The organism is Aeromonas sp. BIGb0405 (assembly GCF_024807335.1).
GTDB classification, from domain to species: domain Bacteria; phylum Pseudomonadota; class Gammaproteobacteria; order Enterobacterales; family Aeromonadaceae; genus Aeromonas; species Aeromonas rivuli.
This window is the reverse complement of record NZ_JANUEP010000012.1, coordinates 1-26060: the sequence shown is the minus strand read 5'-3', so window position 1 is coordinate 26060 and position 26060 is coordinate 1. Positions and strand designations below refer to the sequence as shown.

Sequence of the window (26060 nt, the reverse complement as noted above, 5' to 3'; positions counted from 1 at the left end):
CAGGCGTCACATCTTCCCGCTTGTCCGCCCCGCCATCAGCCTGAATGGCCATTGCCTCCCTGGTTCCTCCACCATCCGGACCCGGACCTCAGAGAGACCCGCATCAGTGCTGAGCGGTGGTGGCTTCAATCGCTGCGGCCTTGCCCTCTATCTGGGGCAGGCTGAACCGGTAGGCGACATAGTATTTGTAGATGGTGCCCACATAGTTGATGGGGCCCTGTCCCACCTCCTTGGCCACCAGCTGTTCGACGTTGCCAAACCAGACATCGGGATCCAGTCCCTGGCCTGCGGCCTTGTCCCGCAAACTCTGCAACCGGTTAGGTCCGGCGTTGTAGGCGGCCAGCGCCAGCAGGTGACGGTTGAGCACATCTATCTTGGGATCCTGGAAATAGGTGTCGAGCAGGAAGCGCAGATAACGGCAGGCTGCCTCCACATTGCCCTCCAGGGTGGCCAGCCTGGCGCCATTGATGCCCACCTCTGCGCCAGCCACGGGCCGCAGTTGCATCAGGCCTATGGCCCCTCCCGGGGAACGGGCGCCGGGATCCAGGCCAGACTCCTTATAGGCCAGCGCCGCCAGCATCAGCCAGTCCAGCTGATACTGCTTGGCATACTTCTCCAGCACGGTACGAATGCGGGTCAGACGGGAGAGCCGTTCGGTGGCAAGCAGGTTGCTCATGGGATCGCTCTGACTCAGCAGGCGCCGCAGCATGAGATCGCTGTAGAGGCGCCGGCTGTCGGTCTTTGCCAGGTAGCGGTTGGCGGCATCCAGCAGCCCGGTGCTGTGCTTGGGCAGCGCCCAGGCACTCTTGCCGTTGTCACGCAGGGGCACCAGCTTGTGCGCCTTGAGGCCGGGCAACATGTCGAGCCAGATCCGCCCCTTGAAGCTGTCGGTCACCGTCAGCGGCACCAGACCGGCGGCCACCATCTCCAGCAGATCGCCATCCTGCAGGTATTCGGGCACGGTCTCGATATAGACGGGGGGCAGGCCCAGCTCCCGCAGCAGACGATTGAGATGCTGCAGGCTCTCGTAATAGCTTGAGCTTTCGCGCACCCAGATGCGTCTGCCGGAGAGTTGGGTGATGCGGTTGAAGGCGGGCAGATCTTTCTGACTCACCACCCACTCCTCGATGGGCGCTATCACCGGCTGGGTAAAGCTGACCTGTTCCAGGCGCCCCTGGGTCACGGTGAGGTTGGCCGCCACCATGTCGCCACGCCCCTCGGCCAGATAATCGAGCAGCTTGTCCTGGCGCACCGGCACGTAGACCACCTTGAGCTTGATGGGATCCTTGGCCAGATAGGTTTGATTGAGCCAGCGTTCGAAGCCTTGCAGCTGATTGACCAGCACCCCGCGCTCCAGCCCCTTGTCAAAGAAGAAGAAGCCGCGCTCATAGACCACCAGGGCCCGCAACTCCTTGCGCTGCAAGATATTGTCGAGATCCCCTGGCTGAGGGAGCAGGTGCGGCTTGAGATCCGCCGCCAACAGGGGGAGAGAGAATAACCAGGCCAGCAGAGCCCATAACCATAGCCGCATCTATTCGCCTTCCTTGACCGGTGCACGCCGGATGGCCCCAATAATGATGAAAGATAGAACGAGACCCGGGGCAGAGGGGCCGACACGGCAGCATCCCGCTGCCGTGATCGAGGGGCACCCTAGAGTGAACGGGCCCGCAACTCGAAGATCAGCTTCTCGGCGGTGCAGGTAAATTGCAGACGCACCTTGAGCTCGACCCCGTCAGCCACCTGGCTCAGCTCGCAGCTCACGTCCGCCGCTTCGCTCACCTGCCTGGCAAGGGTCTCATAGCTGACCAGCTTGGCACGAGCAGCCTGCTCGGTCGGCGCCGCTATCACCAGATCCAGCACATCATCGCCTTCGCCAATGATGGTACCTATCTCGGCAAAACAGCCGCAGCTGTCACAGGTCTCTTGCACTTTATCTTCTACCGACATGATGACACTCCTACTTCAATAAGATGATTTCAAGCCCGAGGTATCGGGATGTCAGTTGTAACAGACGAGAGGGGATGACGGGTTGGGCGAAATCAAGAGTGAGCCAAATAAGGCGGCAACACCACCAAAAAATACGGCGACCCAGGGCCGCCGTATCAAGTTGGTGCTACTCGTCCCCTCAACCGTCACCTCCTGTGACAGCTAGCCTTCGGCCAGAGACGGGACTCAGGATAGGGGGATGGAGATATGAATACAAATGGTATAAATTCATCTTAGAATTGAGGGAGATTCATAATACATGTTTCTGGAACAGCTGGTCCGCACCGATCTCAACCTGCTCATCATCTTGCAAGTGCTGCTGGAGGAGCGCAACGGCAGCCGCGCCGCCCGTCGCCTGCACCTCAGCCAATCCGCTGTCAGCAAAGCCCTTGGCCGGTTGCGGGACGCCTTCGCCGATCCGCTGTTTATCCGATCCGCCTATGGTCTTGAGCCCACGCCGCGCGCCCTGGCCTTGCAGCAACAGTTACAGCCAATACTGCTCAGTCTGGACACCTTGCTGCAACCGCCCGCGTTCGACCCCTCGAGCTCGGAGCGCGAGTTCGTCATCGCCAGCATGGACAGCGCCTTCACCCTGTTTGCACCTCTCTACCTGCGCGAGCTCAAGCGTCGCGCGCCCAGGGTGCGGTTGCGCTACGAGGAGTGGACGGAGCACAGCCTGACCGAGATGGGTCAGGGCCAGGTCGATCTTGCCATCACGGTACGGGAGAACTGCCTCACCTCCGACTTTCGCCAGGACACCCTGCCCGGCACCATCTGCCAGCGGCTGCTCGCCATCGACAACCTCACCTGCCTGGTGCGGCTCGATCACCAGGCCCTGACCGAGCCCGACTGGGATCTGGCCCGCTACCTCACCTATCCCCATGTGCAAACCTATTGCGAGGGACGGGATCGCTGGATGCTGGATCACAAGCTGGCGGAGCAGGCGTTGCAACGCCGCATAGAGGCCACGGTGCCCTCCTTCGAAGCGGCCCTGCGCATGAGCATGCACTCGGACATGATAGTGACCCTGTCACGCCTCTATGCCCGCCACGCCACCCAGGTCTACCCCTTGACCCAGCTGCCGCTGCCCATCGCCCTGGACAGCATCTCCCATCTGCTGATCTGGCATCAGAGCCACGAGGCCGACCCTGGCCATCGCTGGCTGCGGGAGACCCTGCTCGAGCTGATCCTCGCCGGGTTGGCGGAGGAAGCGGCCTGAGCGCTGGCGAATAATGAGCAAGCCCCTCTCAGCCCGCCACAAACAAGGAGCCCGGCACTGGGCCGGGCTCCGTCTATCGTCCATGGGGTGACGTACCCGGGCTTAGCTCACCCTTAGCCCACGACCAGCAAGTAGTGATGCACCCCATCGAGCAGCATCTGCACCGCGATCATCACCAGCAGCATGCCCATCAGCCGCTCCACCGCCGTGAGTCCTCGCTCACCCAGCAGCTTGTTGAATACCTCGTAGAACATCAGGATGACGGCGCTCGCCCCCCAGGCCATCAGCAGCGCCAGCGACCAGTCGGTCATGCGACCCGGCGCCTGGTTGGCAAGCAGCAGCAGGGAGGCCAGGATGGATGGCCCCGCAATCATGGGGATCGCCATGGGGACCAGGAAGGGCTCCTCCCCCGCGGCCAGCCCGGTCACCCCGCCGGGGCCCGGGAAGATCATCTTGATGGCGATGAGGAAGAGGATGATGCCCCCCGCGATGCTCACCGCCTCCTGACGCAGATTGAGGAAGCTCAGGATCTGCTGACCGGCAAACAGGAAGCCCATCATGATGGCCAGGGAGAACAGCAGCTCGCGCATCATCACCTTGCGGCGCCGCTTGGGGTCGATATGGCGCAGGATCGAGAGGAACACCGGCAGATTGCCGAGGGGATCCATGATCAGAAACAGCATGACGGCGGCGGAAAAAGTATCCATAGCGCTTCCAGGGGAACAAGAACGAAGAGAGGGGCGAATATAGCAAAGGGAGGGGGTCTCTGCGAGCCCATGAGCGGGCTCGCAGTCACGCAATCATCGAAGCAGGTTGCTAGCCGTGGCGGCAGATCTTGTCGGCACGGGTCTGAAAACCCTGCTCACTGTCGATGAACTTGCCTCGCTCGCGCAGGAAAGCGATGAGACCATCGGCATCCAGGTCGCTCATGCGGCACGTGTGGTAACGGGCATCGACACCAAAGTGACTGGCCATTGCCTGCTTGAGGCTCCCTTCGCTAAACGGACCCCCCTCGGACAGCATCATCTCCATCACCGCATGACCATGGATAGACTCGGACATCTTTCACCTCCAAATGACCCTCATGAGCATCCATTACAACCTGCCCCAGGCGGGGACTCCTTGATATATGCCAATAAATGCGCAATTAACCGCACGTCAGGCTGGCCCCGATGGTCTCTTTGTCGATAATGTGGCAACCGGATGAGGGGATGGCTACACTGGCGCCCTTTTCGCCACCACGACTGAAAATAAGGACATTGGCGTCATGCTGTTCCATGGACGGGCCTTCAAGCCCTGGCGGATCTGGACCCGCCGCCCCCTCTGGCTGAAGACCTTGATCGGCATGCTGACTGGCATCGCCATCGGTCTGGGCTGGAGTGAGCAAGCACTCCTGCTCAAACCCATAGGCACTCTGTTCGTCAACACCATACAGATGCTGATGGTGCCCCTCATTTTCTGCTCCATCATCGCCGGCCTCACCGGCCTGCTCAAGGGCCAGACCCTCGACCGCGTCGGGATGCGCGCCATCGGCTACTACCTCTGCTCCACCGCCCTGGCCATCTGTATCGGCCTGATGATGGGCTGGCTGCTCGAGCCCGGGGTCGGCGCCGATATGGGCCCCTACCAGCGGCCAGCGGCGATCCAGGATCTGACCCTGGCCACGGCGCTGACCCAGCTGGTGCCGCGCAACCCCATCCAGGCCATCGTCGATGGCAAAATACTGCAGGTCATCGTCTTTGCGGTGGCCCTGGCTCTGGCGCTCAATGCCAGCGGTCGCCGTGGTCGTCCGGCCATACGTGCCTTCACCTCCCTGGCCGATGGCATGTTCACCCTGACCCAGATGGTGATGTCCCTCGCCCCTTATGGGGTCTGCGCCCTGATGGCCTGGATGACGGGCAAGTATGGCGGGGCCATCATGCTGCCCCTGTTCAAGGTGATTGGCGCCGTCTATCTCGGCTGCCTGCTGCATGTGCTCGGTGTCTACAGCAGCCTGTTACTGCTGCTGGCACGGCTCAACCCGCTGCACTACTTCAAGAGCATCATCGATGCCCAGGCGGTGGCCTTTACCAGCAGTTCGAGCGAGATCACTCTGCCCATCAGCCAGAGCTGTGCCGAGCGCAGGCTGGGGGTGTCGCCCCGTATCGCCGCCAAGGTGCTGCCCATAGGCGCCACCATCAACATGGATGGCACCGCCCTCTATCAGGGGGTCACGGCCCTGTTCGTCGCCCAGGCCTTTGGGGTGGATCTGCACCTGTTCGACTATCTAATCATTATCAGTATCGTCACCCTGGCCAGCATAGGCACCGCCGGCACCCCGGGCACGGGTCTGATGCTGCTGACCCTGACCCTGACTGCGGTGGGCTTGCCTCTGGAAGGGGTGGCGCTGATCGCCGGCATAGATCGCATCCTCGACATGGCCCGTACCACGGTCAACGTCTCGGGCGATCTGCTGGTCTCAGTGTTGATCGGCCGCCGTGAAGATGAGCTGGATCTGGCGATCTACCAGGATCCCAGGGCCGGGGAAGAGAGTGATTTCAGCGCCCGCTGAACCCGGCGCCGGATACCGCCAACCAACAGGGGCCCAATCAAGGGCCCCTGTTTATTGATGGATGCCTCGTCAGGCATCGTGGGGATCATGGTGGCAACGCCAGCAGATCTCGAAGTTGGCCTCGTTTTCCTCCCCGCACTGGCCACAGAGCCAGCCATTGCCCTGCCGCTGCTGGTAGCGCTCTATCACCCGCCCGGCCCGGCTGCGATCCTGCTCGCGCACCAGCAAGGTTACCTGCAACAAGTCCACCGGCAGCTCACCGATGGCCCCGGCCAGCCCCTCACCGCTGAGCCTGACCGGGATCCCTTCCACTTCCAGCGCCCCCTTGAGGGCATGGGCCTCCAGAGTGTGAGAGGCGCGATACAGATTGAACCAGTTATCCATCTTGCTCCTTCATAACAGCTTGTCGATACCGAATTCTTCCCCGTGTTGCACCATGAAGTCGATGAAGACGCGCAACTTGCGCGGCATCAGCTGACGCTCAGGAAACAGCAGGTAGAGCGAAACTCTGGGTTGGCGCCACTCGGGCAACAGCGACACCAGACTGCCGGCCGCCAGTTCATCCTGACAGAGCATGGCGGGCAGAGAGGCCAGACCGAGCCCCACCTTGGCCGCCTCCCTGGCACAGGTAATATTGTTGACCACGAAGCGGGAGGGCGGATCCACCAGCACCTCCTCCTCCCCACGCTCGAAACTCCAATGGTTGGTGAGAAATCCGCTGCTGACCTTGATCCGCTCATGGCTCGCCAGATCCTCGGGCCGCAGAATGGCCCCATGACTCGCCAGATAAGCGGGACTGGCACAGAGGATCCGCTCCGTGCCCCACAGCCGGCGAGCTGCCAGATTGGAGTCTATCATGTCGCCGACCCGCACCACGGCATCCAGCCCCTCACTGATGGGATCCACCACCCGGTTGGTCAGCTCCAGCTCGACCTTGAGCGCGGGATAAGCCTGCAGAAAGCGGGCAACCATGCGGGCCACCACCATCTGCCCCGTCTCGATGGGCACCGCCAGCTTGAGCACTCCCGTCACCGCCTGCTGGCTGGCACTGAGCATCAGCTCGGCCTGGGCCAGCTCGTTCACCGCCTTGCTGCAGCGCAGGTAATACGCCTCCCCCGCCTCGGTCAGGGTGAGCTGACGGGTAGAGCGATAGAGCAATCGCACCCCGAGTCGCAGCTCCAGCTCGGCGATGCGACGACTGACGGTCGCCTTGGTCATGCCCAGCTCTTGCGCGGCCGCGGTGAAGGAGCCCTTGTCGACGATCCGCACCAGAATGAGGGCTGCGTTCAAGTCCATTGTTGCACCAGTGAAACTGTATTTCTCATGGAACGATACTAATCGAAACAGTGACAGGATGTTAGCCTGTTCACCTTAAGTTCAGGAATAGACCTCATGAGTCAACAAAAGAAGATCCCCCTGCTGGTCGCCATGATGCTGCTGCTCCTTGGCCTGCTGTTCGCCCTGTATTGGTACGGTTACGCCCGCTACTTCGAGCGCACCGACAACGCCTATCTGCAGAGCGAGATGACGGGCATTGCCACCAAGCTGCCCGGCTACATCAGCGAGGTGCTGGTCACCGACAACCAGACCGTCAAGGCGGGCCAGCTGATTGCCCGCCTCGATGACAGGGAGTACCGCGCCCAGTTAGCCGAGGCCGAGGCCAACGTCGCCCTCAACCGGGCGGATGCCGCCAATCTGGAGGCCAACCTCATCCAGCAGCACAGCGTGATCCGCCAGGCCGAAGCCAAGGTGAACGAGTCCAGGGCCGAGGTGGTGCGGGCCCGGCAACAGGTCAGCCGAATTGGTCGGCTCAACACGGCTCACTACAGCTCCCAGGACAATCTGGATGAAGTGCGCGCCAACTTGCAGGTCAGCCAGGCCCAGCAGCAGGATGCCGAAGCCGGGGTACAAGCGGCGCGGGATCGCCTGGCCGTGCTCACCTCAGAGCGTGATCAGAGGCAGGCGCTGATCGATCTCAGCCTGGCTCAGCTCGCCAAGGCCGAGTTGAATCTGAGTTACACCGAGATCAAGGCCCCCGCCGACGGGGTCATCGGCAAGCGCAGTCTGCGCGAGGGGCTCTATGTTCAGTCCGGCATGCAGATAGCCAGCCTTGTGCCCCTGAGCGGAGTCTGGGTCGAAGCCAACTTCAAGGAGACCCAGCTCGCCAACATGGTGCCTGGCCAGAAGGTGGAACTGATCCTCGATGCCTATCCGGACCAGCCGGTCGAGGGGATCATTGACAGCCTCTCCCCGGCCACCGGGGCCAAGTTCGCCCTGCTGCCGCCGGAGAACGCCACCGGCAACTTCACCAAGATAGTGCAGCGGGTGCCGGTCAAGATCCGCATCCCGGCGCCGGGGACCCTGACCGGCAAGCTGCTGCCCGGTCTCTCCACCGAGGTGATAGTGGATACCCGCAGCCCCGGTGACACCGAGTCCCAGCTGGCCGCCCACTGATGGAAGCCGTACCGCGTCGCAACTGGATCGCCGTCATGGGGGGCCTCATTGGCGCCTTCATGGCCATCCTCGATATCCAGATCACCAATGCCTCCCTCAAGGACATTCAGGGGGCCCTCTCGGCCACCCTGAGCGAGAGCTCCTGGATCTCCACCTCCTATCTGGTGGCTGAGATGATAGCCATACCGCTCAGCGGCTGGCTCAGCCGTGGCCTGAGTGTGCGCCGCTATCTGCTGTGGACCACCGGGGCCTTCATCTTCTCCTCCGTGCTCTGCTCGTTCAGCTGGAACCTCACCAGCATGATAGTGTTTCGCGCCATGCAGGGCTTCACCGGCGGCGCCCTCATTCCCATGGCCTTCTCGCTGATCATCAGCCTGCTGCCGCTGCACAAGCGGGCCACCGGCATGGCGCTGTTTGGCCTCTGTGCCACCTTCGCCCCCGCCATAGGCCCGACCCTGGGGGGCTGGCTGACCGAGCAGCTCTCCTGGCACTACATCTTCTACCTCAACGTGCCGCCCGGTTTGCTGGTGATGGCCATGCTGGCCCATGGTCTGGACAGAAAAGCCATCGACTGGACCATCATGCGTCAGGTCGATCTGGTGGGCATAGCCACCATGGCTGTGGGACTCGGCCTGCTGGAAGTGGTGTTGGAAGAGGGCAACAGGGAGGACTGGTTCGGCTCTAGCTTCATCGTCAAGCTCACCCTCATCTCCGTGGTGGCGCTGATCTTCTTCGTGATGAGTCAGCTGCTGCGCCGCCACCCTCTGGTCAACCTGCGGCTGCTGCACAACCCGCGCTTCGCCCTGGCCTGCTTCGCCTATCTGGTGCTGGGCATGGCGCTGATGGGATCCATCTATGTGCTGCCGCTCTATATGGCCCAGATCCACAATTACAATGCCCTGGAGATTGGCGAGGTACTGATGTGGATGGGGCTGCCCCAGCTGCTGGTGCTGCCCCTGGTACCCAAGCTCATCCAGAAGATAGATCCGCGCTATCTGGTCAGCTTTGGCTTCCTCATCTTCGGTCTGAGTTGCTTCATGAACGTCAACATGAGCGCCGACTACGCCGGGCCCCAGCTGATCCAGTCCTTGATTGTGCGGGCGCTGGGGCAGCCTTTCGTCATGGTGCCCCTCTCCCTGATCGCCACCGCCAGCCTGACCCAGGATGAGATCCCCTCCTCCTCCACCCTGCTCAACGTGCTGCGCAACCTGGGGGGCGCCTTCGGCATCGCCATCATCGCCACCCTGCTCGACAACGACACCCGTGTGCATGTCAGCCAGATCACCAGCACCCTGGCCGCCAGCAGCATCGAGGGGCAGGCCTATCTGATGAACCTGGCCAGCGCCATGCAGGCCCAGGGCAGCGACCCCGCCATCGCCTATCAGCAGGCCCAGGCCAGACTGGCGGGCACCATAGAGCGGGATGCCGCCATCATGGCCTACAACAAGGTGTTCTATGTGATGGGCATCTTCCTGCTCATCGCCAGTGCCCTCGTCTTGTTCCTCAAATCCCCCGCCCCCAGGGCGAGCGACGCCGAACCCCTGGAGGCGCATTGACGAGAAGAGAGAGCCTGAAGCCTGCGCAGGCTACACACCGCCATCCGCTGACCGCGCATTGACGACAGAGGGGCCCTTGGGGCCCCTTCTGCTATGTGCTGTGATAATGCGTGGATGGCTGGCTTAACTCGCCAGAGAGGCGGCAATCAGGAACTGGGCGGCAAAATAGCTGCTCATCACCCAGGCACTGGCATGGGGGAAGGGGCGGCGGAAGCGGTTGAGAGCCAGCAGAGCATCGGAGCAGAGGAACAAGAGTGCGCCGACCAAAGCGGCGGCACTGCCCGCCGTGAGAGAGGCGCGCCAGGCGGCGGCCGCGACCCAGACCAGCCCTATCATCATCAGGGTGTAGCAGAGCATGGGCCAGCGCATCGACCCGAGGTGAGGGCGCAGCAAGCCGAAATAGAGCCCGGCCACCAGGATCAGCAGCAAGCCATCCACCAGGTTGAGCACCAGTGGCCCCTGAGCCAGCCCGACGATGTAACAGAGGTGTGCGACAAGAAATGCCGCCAACCCCTGCAAGAAACGATCGACCGGCAACATCAGCATGACGTCGCCAAGCAGGGAGAGACAGAGGCCGAGCAGGATCCAGGCGTGGGAGCCATTTTGATCGTCCCCGTGATAACCGAACGCCAGGGCCACGATCAACAGCATGGTCAGCGGCTTGCTCAGGTAGAACTGACGGGTATCTGTGCCGTAGGCGGCCTTGATATGCCACCAGGCGGACGCGATGATCAACACACTCAACCACATGCCGGATACCTCTTCCCCATGACGATGCTTGCCTGGCGAAGTGAAGACCCAGTGCCGCGCTAGGGTAGCAAATTCCCGCTCTCGGGGGCAGGGGTGAGACACGAATGAGCTGGCTACGCCTAAAGTCTAATTGCCCTCTCCCCTGCCGATCAGGCATAAGGGTGTCTCTGGAGGAACACCATGGAAGAGCCAATGAAAAACTATCTGCCCGCCATCGATATCATGATGTGCCACCTCGGCATCAGCTTCGAGCAAGCCTGTGAGCAGCTCGGCCTGACTCTGACCGAGCAGCAGACCCTGAGCTCAATGCAGAGCCGGGAGCTGCAGGACTGATGTTCCTGCCCTGTCCTGGAGAGCCCAGGAGATGAATGCGACCAGGCGCCTGCGGGCGCCTTGTCTTTTCTGGCAAATCACTCGGGCCCTCACCTTCGCAGTCCCTCATTCACCCCCTCGGGCCCCCGCTCCCCGCCACCCCCTTGTCGCCATGGCCACAGCGCCATGCCCCATAAAAAAAACGGCGCCGAAGCGCCGTTATCATGATGGGGGTTGCTGCCTTGTTCAGACGGCCTTTTGCCGTCTGCGTTGCAGCATCACTATCAGGCCAAACAGCAGGAAACCTGGCAGCCACATCAACTCCTTGCGCCAGCCTTCGGTCGGGGCACTGACGGCGACTATCTGCTGATCAAACTGCAGATTGGCATCGGCCGCCGGGCTGCCGAAGGCCACGTTGTCGATCAGCGTCTTGCCGTCCTGCTCATAGAGACTCAGCCCCAGCTTGGCCAGGCGCTCCTCGCCGGTGGCGCCCTGCGGCACCCCCAGCAGCAGGCTGTACTCTCTGTGCTTGCCGACCGCATCTTCCCCGGCGATACGCAGCCGCAGTGTGCTTTCGGCCGCCACGTCACCCAGGGTCTGGGTCAGCTGGGCCGGCGGCGTATCACGGTAGGGGTTATGCACCATGTCCATCCAGAAGCCGGGGCGGAACAGGGTAAAGGCAACCAGCAGCAGGGCCAGGCTCTCGTACCAGCGGCTCTTGACCAAGAAGTAACCCTGGGTCGCCGCGGCGAAGATCAGCATGGCGATGGTCGCCACCACGAAGATCAGCACCCCGTGGCTGAAGTCAACATCGATCAGCAGCAGATCCGTGTTGAAGATAAACAGGAAGGGCAGCGCCGCGGTGCGCAGGCTGTAGTAGAAGGCCGTGATCCCGGTCTTGATGGGATCCCCCTTGGAGACGGCGGCCGCTGCAAACGAGGCCAGCCCCACCGGCGGGGTCACGTCCGCCATGATGCCGAAATAGAACACGAACAGGTGCACAGCGATGAGCGGCACTATCAGGCCGTTCTGCTGCCCGAGCGTCACCACCACGGGGGCCAGCAGGCTCGAGACCACTATGTAGTTGGCGGTGGTCGGCAGCCCCATGCCGAGGATCAGGCTGAGCACGGCGGTCAGGATCAGCATCAGCAGCAGGTTGCCCATGGAGAGCACCTCCACCAGATCCGCCAGTACCAGGCCAACCCCGGTCTGGGAGACGGCACCCACTATGATGCCGGCCGTCGCCGTCGCGATGCCGATGCCAATCATGTTGCGGGCACCGGCGATCAGCCCCTCCCGCAGATCCACGACCCCATCCTGGACGCTGCCGTAGTCATGCTTGCCATCGGTGCGCAGCCAGTTGAGCAGTGGCCGCTGGGTGAGCAGTATGATCACCAGCATGACGGTGCCCCAGAAGGCGGACAGACCCGGCGAGAGCCGCTCTATCATCAGACACCACACCAGCACCACCACGGGCAGCAGGAAGTGCAGGCCGGAGAGCAGCACGGCGCGGGTCTGGGGCAGTTCGGTCAGGGGTTTGTCCGGATCTTCGGCCGGCAGGGGTTCATTGCTGGCGGCAATCTTGAGCAGACCCACATAGGCCAGTGCCAGCAGCAGACTGACCCCCTCGAGGGCATAGTCACCCAGGGCAGGTTTGAGCCAGCCCAGACCATAGTAGACCGCGAGCGACAAGCCGCTGATCAGGACGGTACCAAAGGCAAAACCGGTCAGGCGACGCAACCAGGTCTTGGGCTGCTGGCCACCGATAGGCTCCATGCCCAGCTTGAGCGCTTCCAGATGCACGATGTAGAGCAGCGCTATGTAGGAGATGGCTGCCGGCAGGAAGGCGTGCTTGATGATCTCCACATAAGGAATGCCTACGTACTCGACCATGAGGAAGGCCGCGGCCCCCATCACGGGCGGCATGATCTGGCCATTGACCGAGGAAGCGACCTCCACGGCCCCCGCCTTCTCCGCACTGAAGCCGACTCGCTTCATCATGGGGATGGTGAAGGTGCCGGTGGTGACCACGTTGGCAATGGAGGAGCCGGAGATGAGCCCGGTCAGGCCCGAGGCAACCACCGCCGCCTTGGCGGGGCCGCCGCGCAGGTGGCCGAGCATGCTGAAGGCGAGCTGGATGAAATAGTGACCGGCACCGGCTCGCTCGAGCAGGGCACCGAACAACACGAACAGGAACACGAAACTGGTGGAGACACCCAGGGCGATGCCGAATACCCCCTCAGTGGTGATCCACTGGTGGTTGGCCAGGGCGGTGAAGCTGACCCCGCGGTGGGCAAGCAAGCCCGGCATATAGGGGCCGGCCAGGCTGTAAATCAGGAAGACCAGCGCAATCACGGCCAGAGCCGGGCCCAGGGCGCGGCGAGCGGCTTCCAGCAAGAGCGGAATGCCGATACAGGCGGTGATCAGATCTGCCGTGGTGAGATTGCCGGGGCGCTGGGCCAGGTCCTGATACATCACAAACAGGTAGGAGGCGGCGCAGGCGGCAATGATACCAAGCACTATGTCCGCGACCGGCACTCTCTCTCTGGGGGAGCTGCGAAAAGCCGGAAACACCAGATAGGCCAGCAGCAGTGCAAACGTCAGGTGAATGGCGCGAGTCTCGGTGTCATTCAGGACGCCGAAGCCGACCAGAAAAGGCAAGGGGGACGCTATCCAGAGCTGGAACAGCGACCAGGCCAGGGCCAGGGTAGTGATGAGCCAGCCCATGGGACCTATGGGCAGACGAGCCCCTACGTCCTGGGCGATGAGTTCTTCGGTAGAGAGTTGTTTTTCTTGCATAGGGTGTGTTTTTGCCAAGGGTTACAACAAGAGCAACACTCGTCAGCCCGCTGGTAAACCAGGCGCTGACGAGTGTCGATGTACAACTACAGTGACCCGGCAGGGTCCCTAATCACCGCAATTACAGCCAGCCACGCTCTTTGTAATAGCGAACTGCGCCTTCATGCAGCGGAGCAGACAGACCGACCTTGATCATGTCTTTCTCGTTCAGGTCGGCAAAAGCCGGGTGCAGGCGCTTGAAGCGGTCCAGGTTGTCAAACACGGACTTGACCAGCTGGTAGACCACTTCAGGATCGGCCTTGGCACTGGTAGAGAGCACGGCTTTGCCACCGATGGACGGGGTCGGCTTGTCGTTACCCTTGTAGAGACCACCGGGGATCTCAGCCTTGGTGTAGTAGCTCTTCTCGGCCAGCAGCTTGTCGATGTCAGCGCCGCTCACCGGTACCAGTACGGCATCGGTGGTGGTGGTCGCTTCCTGGATGGCACCGTTCGGGTGGCCCACAAAGTAGCTCATGGCGTCGATGTTGTTGTCGCCAAGGGCAGAGGCCTGCTCGGCGGGTTTCAACTCGGAGACCAGGCTGAAGGCAGACTTGTCCCAGCCCTTGACGGCCATGATCTCTTCCATAGTGTCACGCTGGCCGGAACCCGGGTTGCCGATGTTGACGCGCTTGCCTTTCAGATCGTCGAAGCTGGCAATCTTGGCGTCACGGCGGGCGAGAATGGTGAACACTTCGCTCTGCAGGGAGAAGACGGCGCGGATGTCATCCATGGCACCTTCGGCCTGGAAGGGGGGCAGACCTTTCATCGCCTTGTACTGGTGATCCGACTGCATGATGCCGAAGTTGAACTCACCGCTGCGAATACCGTTGACGTTAGCGACACCGCCGCCGCTGGCCGGGGCGTTGCACTTGATGTTGTGCTCGGCGGCGCCGCGGTTCAGGAAGCGGCAGATTGACTGACCCGCCACATAGTAGACGCCGGTCTGGCCGCCGGTGCCTATGGTCACGAAACGCTCTTGCGCCTGCACGGCACCACCGAAAGAGGCAGCAGCCAGCACGGCAGACATGGCGCACGCCAAGGATAATCCTTTCATGTTTTCCATCCTTTTTTTCATTGGTTTTTACATCACCCGACTCCCGGGTGAAATCAAAGGAGCGGCCCTCAGCACCAGGCTGGTCCGTCTCGACCCCGATTAGGAGATGGCGTCTGCCAGGCATGGCAGCACCAAGATTGTCGCAACCCTGCGAATAGACGCCAGCATCCTGCCGACCGAAGACGATTTACCTGTTTTATCAAGCAAATCAAAAATAACGCACTCAGATTTTAACCACACACCGTCAACATAAATCAAACAGGAGTGCAAAAATGGCGCTAGAAATAGCGTAATTTATGACAGAAGTCATCCTATTCTCTCGCTCAGTAGCGAACTTGGGATTCCCATGAGTCATAAAAATTAACAACTGTCGCGGCCCGACCCAATAGGGCCGCGACTGGCTATCCCTTAGCCCGGCTTGACGGTTTCCGGCTGAGACAGTTGCAGCAGGAAGGCAAACTCCAGGGCGATGTCCTCATAGGCTTTGAAACGACCGGATTTTCCACCATGGCCCGCCTCCATGTCGGTATGGAGCAGCAACTCGTTATGATCCGTCTTCATTTCCCGCAGCTTGGCCACCCACTTGGCGGGCTCCCAGTACTGTACCTGGGAGTCGTGCAGACCCGTGGTAACCAGCAGGTTGGGATAGGCCTGTGCCTTGACCTGATCGTAGGGGCTGTAGTCGAGCATGTAGTCGTAGTAGCGCTTCTTGTTGGGGTTGCCCCACTCGTCATACTCCCCGGTGGTGAGCGGGATGGATTCGTCGAGCATGGTGGTCACCACATCGACGAAGGGCACCTGGGCCACCACGCCGTGATAGAGCTCGGGCGCCTGATTGATGACGGCCCCCATCAGCAAGCCGCCTGCGCTGCCGCCCATGGCGTAGACCTGATCCTTGGCACCATAACCCTGCTCCACCAGCGCCTTGGTGACATCGATGAAGTCGTGGAAGCTGTTCTGTTTGTTGAGCAGCTTGCCATCCTCGTACCACTGGCGGCCCAGCTCCTCACCGCCCCGCACGTGGGCGATGGCGTAGACGAAACCGCGATCCAGCAAAGAGAGCCGCGCCGAGCTGAAATCGGGATCCATGCTGGCGCCATAGGAGCCGTAGCCGTAGACCAGCAAGGGGGCCTTGCCCGCCTTGAACAGATCCGTGCGATAGACCAGGGAGACAGGTACCTTGACGCCGTCCCTGGCCTGCACCCAGAGCCGCTCGCTCTGGTAACGCTCTGCCTTGAAGCCCGCCACCGCCTGCTGCTTGAGCAGGGTGCGTTTACCGCTCGCCATATCCAGCTCATAGGTGGTGGTCGGCGTGGTCATGGAGCTGTAGCCGTAACGCAGCAGTTCGGTGTCCGGCTCCGGATTGTAAGAGAGGCCGGTGACATAGGCGGGATCGTCGAAGCTGATCTCCTTCTGCTCGCCGCTCTGCCAGTTGATCTGACGCAGCCGGGTCAGCCCCTGGCTGCGCTCCTCCACCACCAGCCACTGCTTGAATAGGGCATAACCCTCGAGCAGCACATCCGCTTGCGGTGCCACCACGGGACGCCAGCGATCGACCGGGCTCTCCTTGGTTTCGTAGAGGCCGAAGTTCTTGCCGTCCTTGTTGGAGCGCACATAGAAGCGGCCCCGGTAATGATCCAGCGTGTATTCATGATCCGGCTGGCGCTTGAGGAAGAGCCGTGGCGCCTGCTGCGGATGCTCGGCATCGATGAGCCAGGCCTCGTCCGTGGTGGTGCTGGACAGAGAGATGACGATGAAGTCTTCCGAGGTGGTGGCCCCGATGCTGACGTAGAAGGTGTCATCCTTCTCCTCATAGACCAGCTGATCCTTGGCGGGATCCGAGCCCAGGGTATGGCGGTAAACCTGATAGGGCAGCAGGGTCTGCGGGTGCTTGCGCACATAGAAGAGCGTCTTGTTGTCCGCGGCCCAGACGATGTTGCCCGAGGTGTTGTCCAGCTTGTCGCTGGCCCACTGACCACTGTTCACGTCCAGGAACTGCACCTGATATTGGCGACGGGAGAGATAATCTTCCGCCACCGCCAGCCAGCGATTGTCCTGACTCACTTCCAGGGCCCCCAACTCGTAGAAATCATGGCCCTCGGCGCGCTCATTGCTGTCGAGCAGGGTCACCGTCTCCCCCTTCTCCACTCCCTGACGGGTATAGATGCCGTACTCCTTGCCCGGCTCATAGCGAGTCTGATAGCGATAGCCATTCTTGACATAGGGCACAGAGGCATCCTGCTGGGGAATACGCGCCACCATCTCCTGGTAGAGCTGGGCCCGCAGGGGGGCACTCGGCGCCAGCCGCGCCGCCGTATAGGCATTCTCGGCATTGAGATAGGCCAGCACGGCCGGATCCTTGCGATCGTCATCGCGCAGCCAATAGTAGTTATCGGTGCGGCTCTGCCCGTGCTTCTTGAGGATCTTGGGGTGTTTGGCAGCCAGAGGCGGCTGGGGGGCGGCATCTGTCATCGGCACGTCTTTCATCGGCATGGGGGACTCATCATTGGCATATGAAGCTGTGCCTGCGGCCAGCGCAGACAGCAACAGGAGGCAGCGAGAAAAGCTGAACATGTCGCATCCTTTGCGATTTATTTAAGGGTTAACACGGGGGACTGACGCCCCCTTAATCGGTCATCAATCTGCCCCTTGTGACGCCCGGTTGCAAGAGGCACCCATGAAAAAGGCCGTTCTGCGAAGAGAACGGCCTGATCCAGGTCCTGGGTGAGGCAAGATTCGCTCAGGTGTGCCTCACATGGGGGAAATCCTCACCCAGAGCCATTAGCCCGGGTAGCTGGCCCAGAGTGCGGTCTGACCCGCCTCATCGATGGCCAGCACCTGATAAGGCTGACCCGGGATATCCATGCCGGGGGCACTCTGCGGCATGCCAGGGACAGTCAATCCCCGGATGGCCGGTTTCTGTTCCAGCATGCGCTGCACGTCGGCGGCCGGCACATGACCTTCCACCACATATCCACCCACCAGGGCGGTATGGCAGGAGGCCAGCTGCGGCGTCACCCCATGTTGCTGCTTGAGGGGGGCTAGCTGCTCGGTGTCGACCACCTTGAGCTCGAAACCACTCTCCTGCATGTGCTTGACCCACTGCTCGCAGCAGCCGCAATACTGGGACTTGTAGACCGTCATCTGCTCGGCGGCCAGGGTAGACAGGCTGGTGAGACCCGCCATCAGCGCCAACCACAGGGCTGGGATCTTGTGTGTAGACATAACGACCTCGACTGATGTTATTTCAGCTGAATGGAAACAAAGGACCCCGGCTGGGGTTAACCATCATCAGGTCGCAGTGCGAGGTGGGCGTTCGAGTCGCGCCAGCGGCGGCGAAGGCATATAAAGGGAAGGCGCAATGAATTCGGGGTCGGCCGGACTCAACTCGGCCAGGGTCAGGCTGTCGCTACTGACCAGGCTCATGGCCAGTACGGCGGTGAAGCTGCCGCAGGGCATGGCTTTCTCCAGGCTGCGCTCGGCTTCACTGCAATGGGGCGTCAGGGTACAGAGATCCGCGGCGGCCCGGCTGCCAAACGACATCAACACCAGCAGCAGACCCCAGAGGGGCAGCCAGCGGCGGGCATGGTCGAATTGGCGAGGGGTCAGCAGCATGGTGCGGGTCAAGGTACACTCTGGGAAAACAGGCCCTCATGCTAACCCGCCCCCCTGGGGTAAGGTCAAGGGTGCCGGCGGGGCAACCCTTGATCGGGATCAGCTTGATGGCCGATCCGCTTGCTCGACGAGCGGTGCCTGTCGGTCACTGCGAGGCAGCTGGCCCTTCGCACCACTCAAGGCTGCTGACGGGTGGCGGCCAGCACTATCTCGCGCACGCAGACACCGGCGGGCTGACGCCAGGCATAGAGCACGGCCTCGGCGATCACCTCGGGGGATATGACGCCACCCATGCTCTCCTTCCAGCCGTGATAACCGGCCTTGATGTCTTCATCCGTGGTGTGGCTGAGCAGCTCGGTCTCGACCGCCCCCGGCGCTATGGTCACCAGGCGCACCCCCAGATCGGCCACCTCTTCGCGGATATTTTCGGTCAGGGCATGTACCGCAAACTTGGTGGCGCAATAGGCTGCATGGTTGGGGAAGGTCTTGCGTCCCGCAATCGAACTGATGTTGATGATGGTGCCACTGCGCCGCGCCTTCATCCCGGCCAGCACCGCATGAATGCCATTGAGCACCCCCATCACATTGATGTTGAGCATCTGCTGCCACTCGGCGGGATCCTGGGCATCGGCCTGGCCGAGCAGCATGACGCCAGCATTGTTGACCAGACAGCCCACCGGGCCGAAGCGCGCCTCGGCCTGAACGATGGCGGCTTTAAATGCGGCACTGTCCGTCACATCGAGGGAGAGGCAGAGGCAATCGGGTAAATCGAGCGCCACCATGGGCTCGACCCGGCGGGCCAGCAGCAACAAGGGATGACCGGCCGCCGAGAAGGCGCGGGCAATGGCGGCACCTATGCCTGCGGAGGCACCGGTCACGACGACAAGGGAGTTGGACATGGTATTTTCCTTACCTTGATGGAAGAGAAGGGCTGGTCAGCACCGAGTCCAATCACTATAGTCGCGCTATCTATCAGCGATAAATATAGATTTCCGCTGGTTATCATCTGAAATAACTATGGTAATGCCATGTTGGACCTGAGACTGCTGCGGTTTTTCATCGCCATCTATGAGCAGAAGAACATCACGGCCGCCGCCGAACGCTGCCATGTCAGCCAGCCCTCCCTCTCCGCAGGCCTGCGCCAGCTGGAGGAGAGCCTGGGAGACACCTTGTTCCTGCGCGGCAAGAGAGGGGTCGAGGCCCTGCCCCCTGCCCACTATCTCTACCCCCATGCGGTGAAACTGGTTGAAGAGGCGCGCCGCCTGCCCGAGCTATTTCGCCAGAAGGCGAGCCGGGCCCGCCTCAACCTCGCCGTGATGCCGGACCTGAGCAAACGCCGTCTCGCTACCCTGCTGCAACGGATCCAGCGGCATCTGCCCTCCCTGGACCTGACCCTGTCAGACCCTGAGACGCCAGCCGACTGCCGCTTGACCCTGGATGTGCTGCGCCGGGAGGACGAAATCTTCCTGCCGCTCTGGGAGGAGGACTATGTATTGTGCGTGCCCATCGACCACCCCCTGGCCCTGCGCGAACGGGTCGAGCTCCATGAGCTGCAGGCCCATGACTTCATCGAGTGCCCCCCCTGCGAGGCCCATCAGCAGACCCTGGGGCTACTCGCCTGCGACAGGATCACCCTCAATCTGGTCGCCAAGGCCCAGAGCAAGGGGCTGGTGATGGCCCTGGTACTGGCCGGGGCAGGCATCAGCTTCCTGCCCGATGGCCTGATCGAGGAAGAGCCGGCCCTGCGCGCAGTTCCCCTCGCCGGGCCGCGGATGTTTCGCCGTATCGGGCTCTGCTATCCGGTACGTCAGACCCTGAGCCCGGCCCTGTCCGCATTGATCCCCGAGCTGGCCGCAGGGCCCACTTCTTGATAAGTTTCCCGCTAACTCCATGCCCCAGGTCATGACCCTATGAAACGCATTCTGGTGATCTTCTCTCACCCCGCCCTGCAGCGCTCCAAGGCCAATCGCGAGCTGCTGCAAGCCATCTCGGATCTGGAGGGCGTGACCATTCACGACCTCTATCAGCACTATCCCGACCTGTTCATCGATGTGAAACAGGAGCAGACCCTGCTCGCGCAGCACGACATCATCGTCTTCCAGCACCCGCTCTACTGGTACTCCTGCCCCGCCATCATGAAGGAGTGGCTGGATCTGGTGCTCGAGTACGGGTATGCCTATGGCCCGGATGGCAACGGTCTGGGGGGCAAGCAGTGGTTGAGCGCCATCACCACCGGGGGGGCTCCCGAGTCCTATTGCCAGGAGGGTTACAACAAGAGCCCGCTGATCGACTTCCTGCGCCCCTTCAGCCAGACGGCCCGGTTGTGCGGCATGCAGTGGCTGCCGCCCTTTGTGTTGCACTCCTTCCACAAACTCAATGACCCCGAGGCGCTGCGCCGCTGCGGCCATGAATATCGCCAGCTGCTGCTCGCCTTGCGCGACGAACGGCTCAGCCCGACCCAGCTGGACGGGGTCGACTATCTGCGCGATCTGCTGGAGGTTATCTGATGGGACACGGCATTCTGTTTGACGCCTTTATTTACCTCTCGGCGGCGGTGATCGCCGTGCCGCTGGCCAAACGCTGGGGGCTGGGCTCAGTGCTCGGTTACCTGCTGGCGGGCATAGTGATAGGTCCCTTCCTGCTCGGTCTGGTCGGGGAGCGTCAGGATGTGATGCACTTCGCCGAGTTCGGGGTAGTCCTGATGCTGTTTCTGGTGGGCCTGGAACTCAAGCCCGCCCTGCTTTGGCAGCTAAAGGGCCCCATACTGGGCACAGGCGGCCTCCAGGTCGCACTGTCAACCGCCGCCCTGACTGGCTTTGCCTGCCTAATGGGACTGCCCTGGCAGCAAGGGGTGGCCATTGGGCTCATCCTGGCACTCTCCTCCACCGCCATCGTCCTGCAAAGCCTGCAGGAGCGCAAACAGATGCAGAGCGAGAGCGGTCGTTCCGCCTTCGCCGTGCTCCTGTTCCAGGATATCGCCGTCATCCCCATACTGGCGCTGCTGCCCCTGCTCGCCATGGCGCCCGTGGCCCAGAGTGATCAGAGTGAGCTGGCAGGCTGGCAACACGGCCTGCTGGTCGCCGCCGCCATCGCGGGCATCATTTTCGGTGGCCGCTACCTGATGCGCCCGGTGTTTCGGGCCATTGCCCAGTCGCACATGCGGGAGATCTTCGTCGCCGCCGCCCTGTTGCTGGTCATCGGTATCGCCGTGCTGATGGAGTCGGTTGGTCTCTCCCCCGCCCTCGGTTCCTTCCTCGCGGGAGTGGTGCTGGCGGATAGCGAGTATCGCCACGAGCTGGAGGCGGATATCGATCCCTTCAAAGGATTGCTGCTCGGGCTCTTCTTCATGTCGGTGGGCGCCGGTATCAACTTCGGGCTCTTCGCCGAGCACCCGGTGCTGATCCCGACCCTGGTGATAGGTCTGATGACACTCAAGTGGCTGGTGTTGATGGCGATTGGCCTGGTGCTACGGGTATCCCCCAGCCAACGCTGGACCTTCTCCCTCGCCCTGGCTCAGGGAGGGGAATTCGCCTTTGTGCTGTTCTCTTTCGCCAGCCAGAACCGGGTCTTGCCGGAACCCATGATAGGCCTGCTGACGCTGGTGGTGGCGCTCTCCATGGCACTCACCCCGCTGCTGCTGATCCTCAACGACAAGGTGATCCAGCCCTGGTTCGATTATCGCAGCCAGCCGGAACGCCCTGAACATGAACAGCCCCAGGCCCTGGATAACCCGGTGATCATTGCCGGTTTTGGCCGCTTCGGTCAGATAGTGGGCCGTCTGCTGCATGGACATGGCATAGGCACCACCATCCTGGAGCAGGATGCCAGCCAGATAGAGACGCTGCGCAAGTTTGGCTATCAGGTGTTCTATGGCGACGCCAGCCGCATCGATCTGCTCCATGCCGCCGGGGCGCACAAGGCCAAGCTGCTGGTGCTCTCCATCAATGACCCCGTCACCTCGCTGACCGTCATCGAGATGGTGAAGAAACACTTCCCGCACCTTAAGATACTGGCGCGCGCCCAGGACAGACCCCATGCCCACAACATATTGCGCCTGGGTGTCGATGGCGTGTTTCGTGAGACCCTGGGGTCGGCGGTGGATCTTGGGGTGGAAGCCCTCACTAACCTGGGATTTCGTGCCAATCAGGCCTGGCGTGCCGGCCAGATGTTCAAGCGTCATGACAACTGGCTGCTGCGCGAACAGATAAATTATCTGGATGACGAACACACCTATATCAACAAGAGCCTGCAATACAGGGACATACTCTCGGATCTGTTGCGAGACGATCAGCAGGGTCAGGAACATGTCCATGCCCATAACTGGGATAGCGGCCTCCCCAACCAAGACAAGGAAGCAAAATGATTGCCTATTATCCCCTGCTCAAACACCTGCACATGACCCTCGCCATCGTCAGCATACTGCTGTTCATCTATCGCTGGGCCCTCGCCATCAACGAGAGCCCTCGCCTGCAACAGCGATGGCTCAAGATAGTGCCTCATCTCAACGACACCCTGTTGCTGCTGGCCGGCATCATGCTGGCCGTCACCCTGCAGATGAGCCCGGGTGCCCAACCTTGGTTGCTGGCCAAGCTGATTGCGCTGGTGGTCTATATTGGCCTCGGCGTGATGGCACTCAAGCGCCCCGACCGCAAACAGAAGGTGATCGCGGGCATCGCCGCCCTGTTGGTGTTCAACTACATCATCGGGGTCGCCGTCAGCAAGTCGCCCTGGGCCTGGTTCGCCTGACAATAGGGGAGGCATCTGCCTCCCCCTTTTCTTTGACAGTACCCGCCTAACCAGATTTTCCGCGCCTTTTGCTCCCCCATAGTTGAGATCTCAACGCCCGGTTTACCCTCATGCCCTCAAGTACGGCCGGTGAATGACCCCGTCTCTCCCCTCACCACCAACTAATTCTGAAGTAATAACAGCAATTTAAATTCAATTAATCACTCATAATCAACGACTTAACTGGAGCTGTATGAAAATGGCGACACTTGTCGCAGCAAAACTTGCGACATAGACTGTCGCAACTACTGACTAGGATAGACTCAACGCTAATCCAGTGAAGGCAAGCACCATGAGCAAGAAGCTGTTACGACAACTGACCTTGGCGCGTTGCATCCCGCACCGCCCTTACAAACTGACCGCCAGCCAACTGCAAGTTAAGTTGGAAGAAGAAGGCATACATGTCAGTCTGCGGACCGTGCAACGGGACCTGGAAGAGATGTCTGGCATGGGGTTGTTTGACTTGACCTCTGATGAGCGCAGCAAGCCTCACGGCTGGTGTTTCGAGCGCCATGGCCTCAACGACTTTGCCAATATCATGCCGCTCTCCCTCGCCGTCGCCCTCAAAACCTGGAGCGACCAGGCCAGCCAGCTACTGCCGGCGAGCGTCCTGACGGAATTGAACCCGCTGATCGACAAGGCCAGCCAGGTTATCCGCGACAGCCAGAGTGAACTGGCCGAACGCTGGCTCGAGAGCGTGCATCAGTCACCGCGTCCATTCGCCGGTAACCCGGAAATTCGCCGCAGCACCCTGATCCGCGATGCCCTCTGGCGAGGCCGCAAGTTCAGCGCCGAGATCCAGCGTGTCATCAAAGAGCGCACCGTGTGGCTCTGCTATGACCGTATCAATCCGCTCGGTATCTTGAACCAGGCCGATGGCCCCATCCTGCTCTGTACCTTGTCCGAGCTTGACCCCAAGGTGTATGGCATACCGTTCGACCATATCAAAGATGTGGAGTTGACCAACTTCAGCGCGACTCAGCCCAAGGACTTCAACGTTCAAAAACTGATCCGCGAGCAGTCTTACCAGGACGTCAGCGGTCCCATCCGCTTCGTTGGCCGTATAGATGCCAACAGCGCCACCCTGACGGATGGCCAGATCCCGGGCCACAACCCACGCATGACACGCTATGACAAGCGCAGCGTGGTGGTTGAGACCGAAGTGCAGGACACCCCGGAGTTCCGCAACTGGCTCAATAACATGGAAGGCAATCTGGAAGTCTTGGCACCAGAATCCCTTCGCAAGGCCTACCCCACCAGTCGGGCCAACTGATAATAGAAAGCCGGGCCTAGCCCGGCTTTTTCAGGCATAAATAACAGAGAAGGTGGAATAACAAGCAGAAAGCTTCAAAAAAATTTGATTACAGCTAGTGAATATTAAGTTCCTCTTGAAACCAAAAATACCCTTCTATCTGCTTGTGAGAGATCGTCCATACCCCCTGTAAGAGCCCGCTGTTTCGTATCGTAGGTCAGGCCACTTCCAGCACTACTCGCTTTCAGATGTAACGAATTAACTCCATGATTTATATGTGAAAAAACACAATAAAGACGCTATGTAAAATCGTTTTCCAGATTTAACTCTTTCGCCCCCCTCTTGTAGCCTCATCTCTATCCCTTATTATCTATCTCACAAGGACGGCGCGGGCATCTACAGGATGCATGCCCACAAGAATAAAGGACTAGCCACAGGACACCTCAGGATGAGGTTGGATGACCAGGAGGTTATCCGCCAGGACGGCCAGGAACACCACAGGATGTGGTTATGGACACCTCCAGGATGGAGAAGCATAACCCGGATGGTTATTAGTCTGGACGACCCAGGATCACCACAGGATGTGGTTAGGACGAGCTTCAGGATGAAGACGAGATAATCAGGATGATTGTCTGTCAGGATGACGCAGGAACACCACGGGATGTGGTAATGGACACCTCCAGGATGGAGACAGTGCAGCAATCAGGATGGATTGCTGGGTCAGGATGACATATGGACACCCCAACGGATTGGGAAGGGGAAATCCAACGGATTTGGATACAGTCAGGGAATGCAGGGAGCATTTGCAGTTCAAGGACTGGACGACACGACTTAAGGGGACGGCTCAGCCGTCCCCTTTTCTTATTCTCGCGCTTCATAACCTCTATCCCCCGATGTCCCCCCACATGCATCGTTCCCTGCAGAGTGGAACGCCTCATGGCGCTACACAGCTGACCCACTTGAGGCATCCAGGAGAGCATGAGAACCCAATAGCGCTGAGCACACCATCGCTCAACTCGTCATGCATAAAGCAGTCAATGCGCCTGGTGGGGATGGCTAGGAGCTGTGGCTTCTTACGAACCCTCTCTTAGGTCCAAGACGCAATCAGCTCAAGATCCTGACAAGCCCGGCTGACGCGCTTACGGATCCGCATCAATCCCCAAGCATTGGGCATTGGGCATTGGGCATTGGGCATTGGGCAACATAGAGAGTACAAAGACCAAAACGCAATTGCGCTGGATGATCGCAGCGATCAATTCGCCATGAGTTAATTTTCCTCCGCAAGCACGATCTCAATCACCTCCCCCTAGACACCTAGCAGCCCGACAGGCCTCAGCGATGAAGTCCCCCTACTCAAATGCTAGGCACTACACCGGCAGTGCGGCTTAAAAATGCACAAAAGCAAAAAGGCCTTCTCTATTTATTGGCGGAGCGGACGGGGAGACGGACACGGTCCGGCTCAAGCACAAGGTGCCACAGGCAGGGGCCGAGTTGCCAGTGGCAAGTCGCAGCCCTGTCTGTGGTCCCTTGTTTCCTTAATCCCGTTCGCGAATATCCAAAAGCAAAAAGGCCTTCCCGATTGGGAAGGCCTTCTCTATTTATTGGCGGAGCGGACGGGACTCGAACCCGCGACCCCCGGCGTGACAGGCCGGTATTCTAACCAACTGAACTACCGCTCCGCAATTTGG

General features: G+C 60.8%; 23 protein-coding genes and 1 tRNA gene. 10 read left to right on the top strand and 14 right to left on the bottom strand.

Features of this window, described 5'->3' with window-relative positions; all coding sequences use genetic code 11:
* Nucleotides 1-103: 103 nt before the first annotated feature.
* On the bottom strand, nucleotides 104-1531 hold the full coding sequence (locus M2366_RS17750) for a lytic transglycosylase F (protein ID WP_224431783.1): 1428 nt from the start codon (nucleotides 1529-1531) through the stop codon (nucleotides 104-106).
* Between the two features lie 119 nt (nucleotides 1532-1650).
* Nucleotides 1651-1947 carry a YfcZ/YiiS family protein gene (locus M2366_RS17745; RefSeq protein WP_042040071.1) on the bottom strand — a complete coding sequence of 99 codons (297 nt, stop codon included), beginning with the start codon at nucleotides 1945-1947 and terminating at the stop codon, nucleotides 1651-1653.
* A 298-nt stretch (nucleotides 1948-2245) separates the two neighbouring features.
* Between M2366_RS17745 and M2366_RS17740 the strand changes: the two genes are divergently transcribed.
* Entirely contained in the window at nucleotides 2246-3205 is a 960-nt protein-coding gene (locus tag M2366_RS17740) for a LysR family transcriptional regulator (RefSeq protein WP_224431782.1), read from the top strand.
* Between the two features lie 113 nt (nucleotides 3206-3318).
* Here M2366_RS17740 and M2366_RS17735 read toward each other — a convergent pair whose 3' ends face one another.
* Nucleotides 3319-3912, bottom strand: a complete 594-nt coding sequence (locus M2366_RS17735; protein ID WP_042040073.1) for a YhgN family NAAT transporter — start codon at nucleotides 3910-3912, stop codon at nucleotides 3319-3321.
* Between the two features lie 109 nt (nucleotides 3913-4021).
* Entirely contained in the window at nucleotides 4022-4267 is a 246-nt protein-coding gene (locus tag M2366_RS17730; protein WP_042040074.1) for a YecH family metal-binding protein, read from the bottom strand.
* A 205-nt stretch (nucleotides 4268-4472) separates the two neighbouring features.
* Here M2366_RS17730 and M2366_RS17725 point away from each other — a divergent pair, with 205 nt between their 5' ends.
* On the top strand, nucleotides 4473-5756 hold the full coding sequence (locus M2366_RS17725; RefSeq protein WP_042040076.1) for a dicarboxylate/amino acid:cation symporter: 1284 nt from the start codon (nucleotides 4473-4475) through the stop codon (nucleotides 5754-5756).
* Between the two features lie 69 nt (nucleotides 5757-5825).
* Here the strand turns inward: M2366_RS17725 and M2366_RS17720 are convergent, their stop codons facing one another.
* Complete coding sequence (locus tag M2366_RS17720) at nucleotides 5826-6140, bottom strand: DUF2007 domain-containing protein (protein WP_042040077.1); 315 nt, start codon at nucleotides 6138-6140, stop codon at nucleotides 5826-5828.
* A 9-nt stretch (nucleotides 6141-6149) separates the two neighbouring features.
* Entirely contained in the window at nucleotides 6150-7052 is a 903-nt protein-coding gene (locus M2366_RS17715) for a LysR family transcriptional regulator (protein WP_259270300.1), read from the bottom strand.
* Between the two features lie 96 nt (nucleotides 7053-7148).
* Here M2366_RS17715 and M2366_RS17710 point away from each other — a divergent pair, with 96 nt between their 5' ends.
* Nucleotides 7149-8210: an HlyD family secretion protein gene (locus tag M2366_RS17710; protein ID WP_259270299.1), complete on the top strand. Its 1062-nt coding sequence runs from the start codon at nucleotides 7149-7151 to the stop codon at nucleotides 8208-8210.
* Entirely contained in the window at nucleotides 8210-9766 is a 1557-nt protein-coding gene (locus M2366_RS17705) for a DHA2 family efflux MFS transporter permease subunit (protein WP_224431780.1), read from the top strand. The genes M2366_RS17710 and M2366_RS17705 overlap by 1 nt, the downstream gene beginning before the upstream one ends.
* Nucleotides 9767-9889: 123 nt before the next feature.
* Here the strand turns inward: M2366_RS17705 and M2366_RS17700 are convergent, their stop codons facing one another.
* On the bottom strand, nucleotides 9890-10516 hold the full coding sequence (locus M2366_RS17700; RefSeq protein ID WP_042040083.1) for a lysoplasmalogenase: 627 nt from the start codon (nucleotides 10514-10516) through the stop codon (nucleotides 9890-9892).
* Nucleotides 10517-10708: 192 nt separating this feature from the next.
* Between M2366_RS17700 and M2366_RS17695 the strand changes: the two genes are divergently transcribed.
* Nucleotides 10709-10849, top strand: a complete 141-nt coding sequence (locus M2366_RS17695; protein WP_198135217.1) for a hypothetical protein — start codon at nucleotides 10709-10711, stop codon at nucleotides 10847-10849.
* Nucleotides 10850-11074: 225 nt separating this feature from the next.
* On the opposite strand, the gene M2366_RS17690 is transcribed toward M2366_RS17695, so the two are convergent.
* The 6 genes from M2366_RS17690 to M2366_RS17665 all read right to left on the bottom strand — a co-directional run bounded on the left by M2366_RS17690 (nucleotide 11075) and on the right by M2366_RS17665 (nucleotide 19234).
* The gene (locus tag M2366_RS17690; protein WP_259237833.1) at nucleotides 11075-13627 is read right to left on the bottom strand and encodes a TRAP transporter permease; all 2553 of its coding nucleotides are present in this window, start codon (nucleotides 13625-13627) and stop codon (nucleotides 11075-11077) included.
* A 121-nt stretch (nucleotides 13628-13748) separates the two neighbouring features.
* On the bottom strand, nucleotides 13749-14720 hold the full coding sequence (locus M2366_RS17685; RefSeq protein WP_259237835.1) for a TAXI family TRAP transporter solute-binding subunit: 972 nt from the start codon (nucleotides 14718-14720) through the stop codon (nucleotides 13749-13751).
* Nucleotides 14721-15128: 408 nt separating this feature from the next.
* Nucleotides 15129-17294, bottom strand: coding sequence for a S9 family peptidase (locus tag M2366_RS17680; protein ID WP_259270298.1), 2166 nt, complete (start codon nucleotides 17292-17294; stop codon nucleotides 15129-15131).
* A 207-nt stretch (nucleotides 17295-17501) separates the two neighbouring features.
* A complete protein-coding gene (locus M2366_RS17675; protein ID WP_259237838.1) occupies nucleotides 17502-17945 on the bottom strand; it encodes a DUF411 domain-containing protein in 444 nt (147 codons plus the stop codon).
* A 66-nt stretch (nucleotides 17946-18011) separates the two neighbouring features.
* Nucleotides 18012-18335: a hypothetical protein gene (locus tag M2366_RS17670; RefSeq protein ID WP_224432918.1), complete on the bottom strand. Its 324-nt coding sequence runs from the start codon at nucleotides 18333-18335 to the stop codon at nucleotides 18012-18014.
* Nucleotides 18336-18511: 176 nt separating this feature from the next.
* Complete coding sequence (locus tag M2366_RS17665; RefSeq protein ID WP_042040092.1) at nucleotides 18512-19234, bottom strand: SDR family oxidoreductase; 723 nt, start codon at nucleotides 19232-19234, stop codon at nucleotides 18512-18514.
* A 129-nt stretch (nucleotides 19235-19363) separates the two neighbouring features.
* Between M2366_RS17665 and M2366_RS17660 the strand changes: the two genes are divergently transcribed.
* From M2366_RS17660 to M2366_RS17640, 5 genes are all read left to right on the top strand, one after another.
* A complete protein-coding gene (locus M2366_RS17660) occupies nucleotides 19364-20206 on the top strand; it encodes a LysR family transcriptional regulator (RefSeq protein ID WP_259270297.1) in 843 nt (280 codons plus the stop codon).
* Between the two features lie 39 nt (nucleotides 20207-20245).
* Nucleotides 20246-20842, top strand: coding sequence for an NAD(P)H-dependent oxidoreductase (locus M2366_RS17655; protein WP_259237844.1), 597 nt, complete (start codon nucleotides 20246-20248; stop codon nucleotides 20840-20842).
* A complete protein-coding gene (locus M2366_RS17650) occupies nucleotides 20842-22698 on the top strand; it encodes a monovalent cation:proton antiporter-2 (CPA2) family protein (protein WP_259237846.1) in 1857 nt (618 codons plus the stop codon). Before M2366_RS17655 ends, M2366_RS17650 begins: the two co-directional genes overlap by 1 nt.
* A complete protein-coding gene (locus M2366_RS17645; protein WP_259270296.1) occupies nucleotides 22695-23081 on the top strand; it encodes a SirB2 family protein in 387 nt (128 codons plus the stop codon). The genes M2366_RS17650 and M2366_RS17645 overlap by 4 nt, the downstream gene beginning before the upstream one ends.
* 331 nt (nucleotides 23082-23412) lie before the next feature.
* The gene (locus M2366_RS17640; protein WP_259270295.1) at nucleotides 23413-24393 is read left to right on the top strand and encodes a YafY family protein; all 981 of its coding nucleotides are present in this window, start codon (nucleotides 23413-23415) and stop codon (nucleotides 24391-24393) included.
* A gap of 1581 nt (nucleotides 24394-25974) precedes the next feature.
* Here M2366_RS17640 and M2366_RS17635 read toward each other — a convergent pair.
* Nucleotides 25975-26051, bottom strand: a tRNA-Asp gene (locus tag M2366_RS17635).
* Nucleotides 26052-26060: the final 9 nt, after the last annotated feature.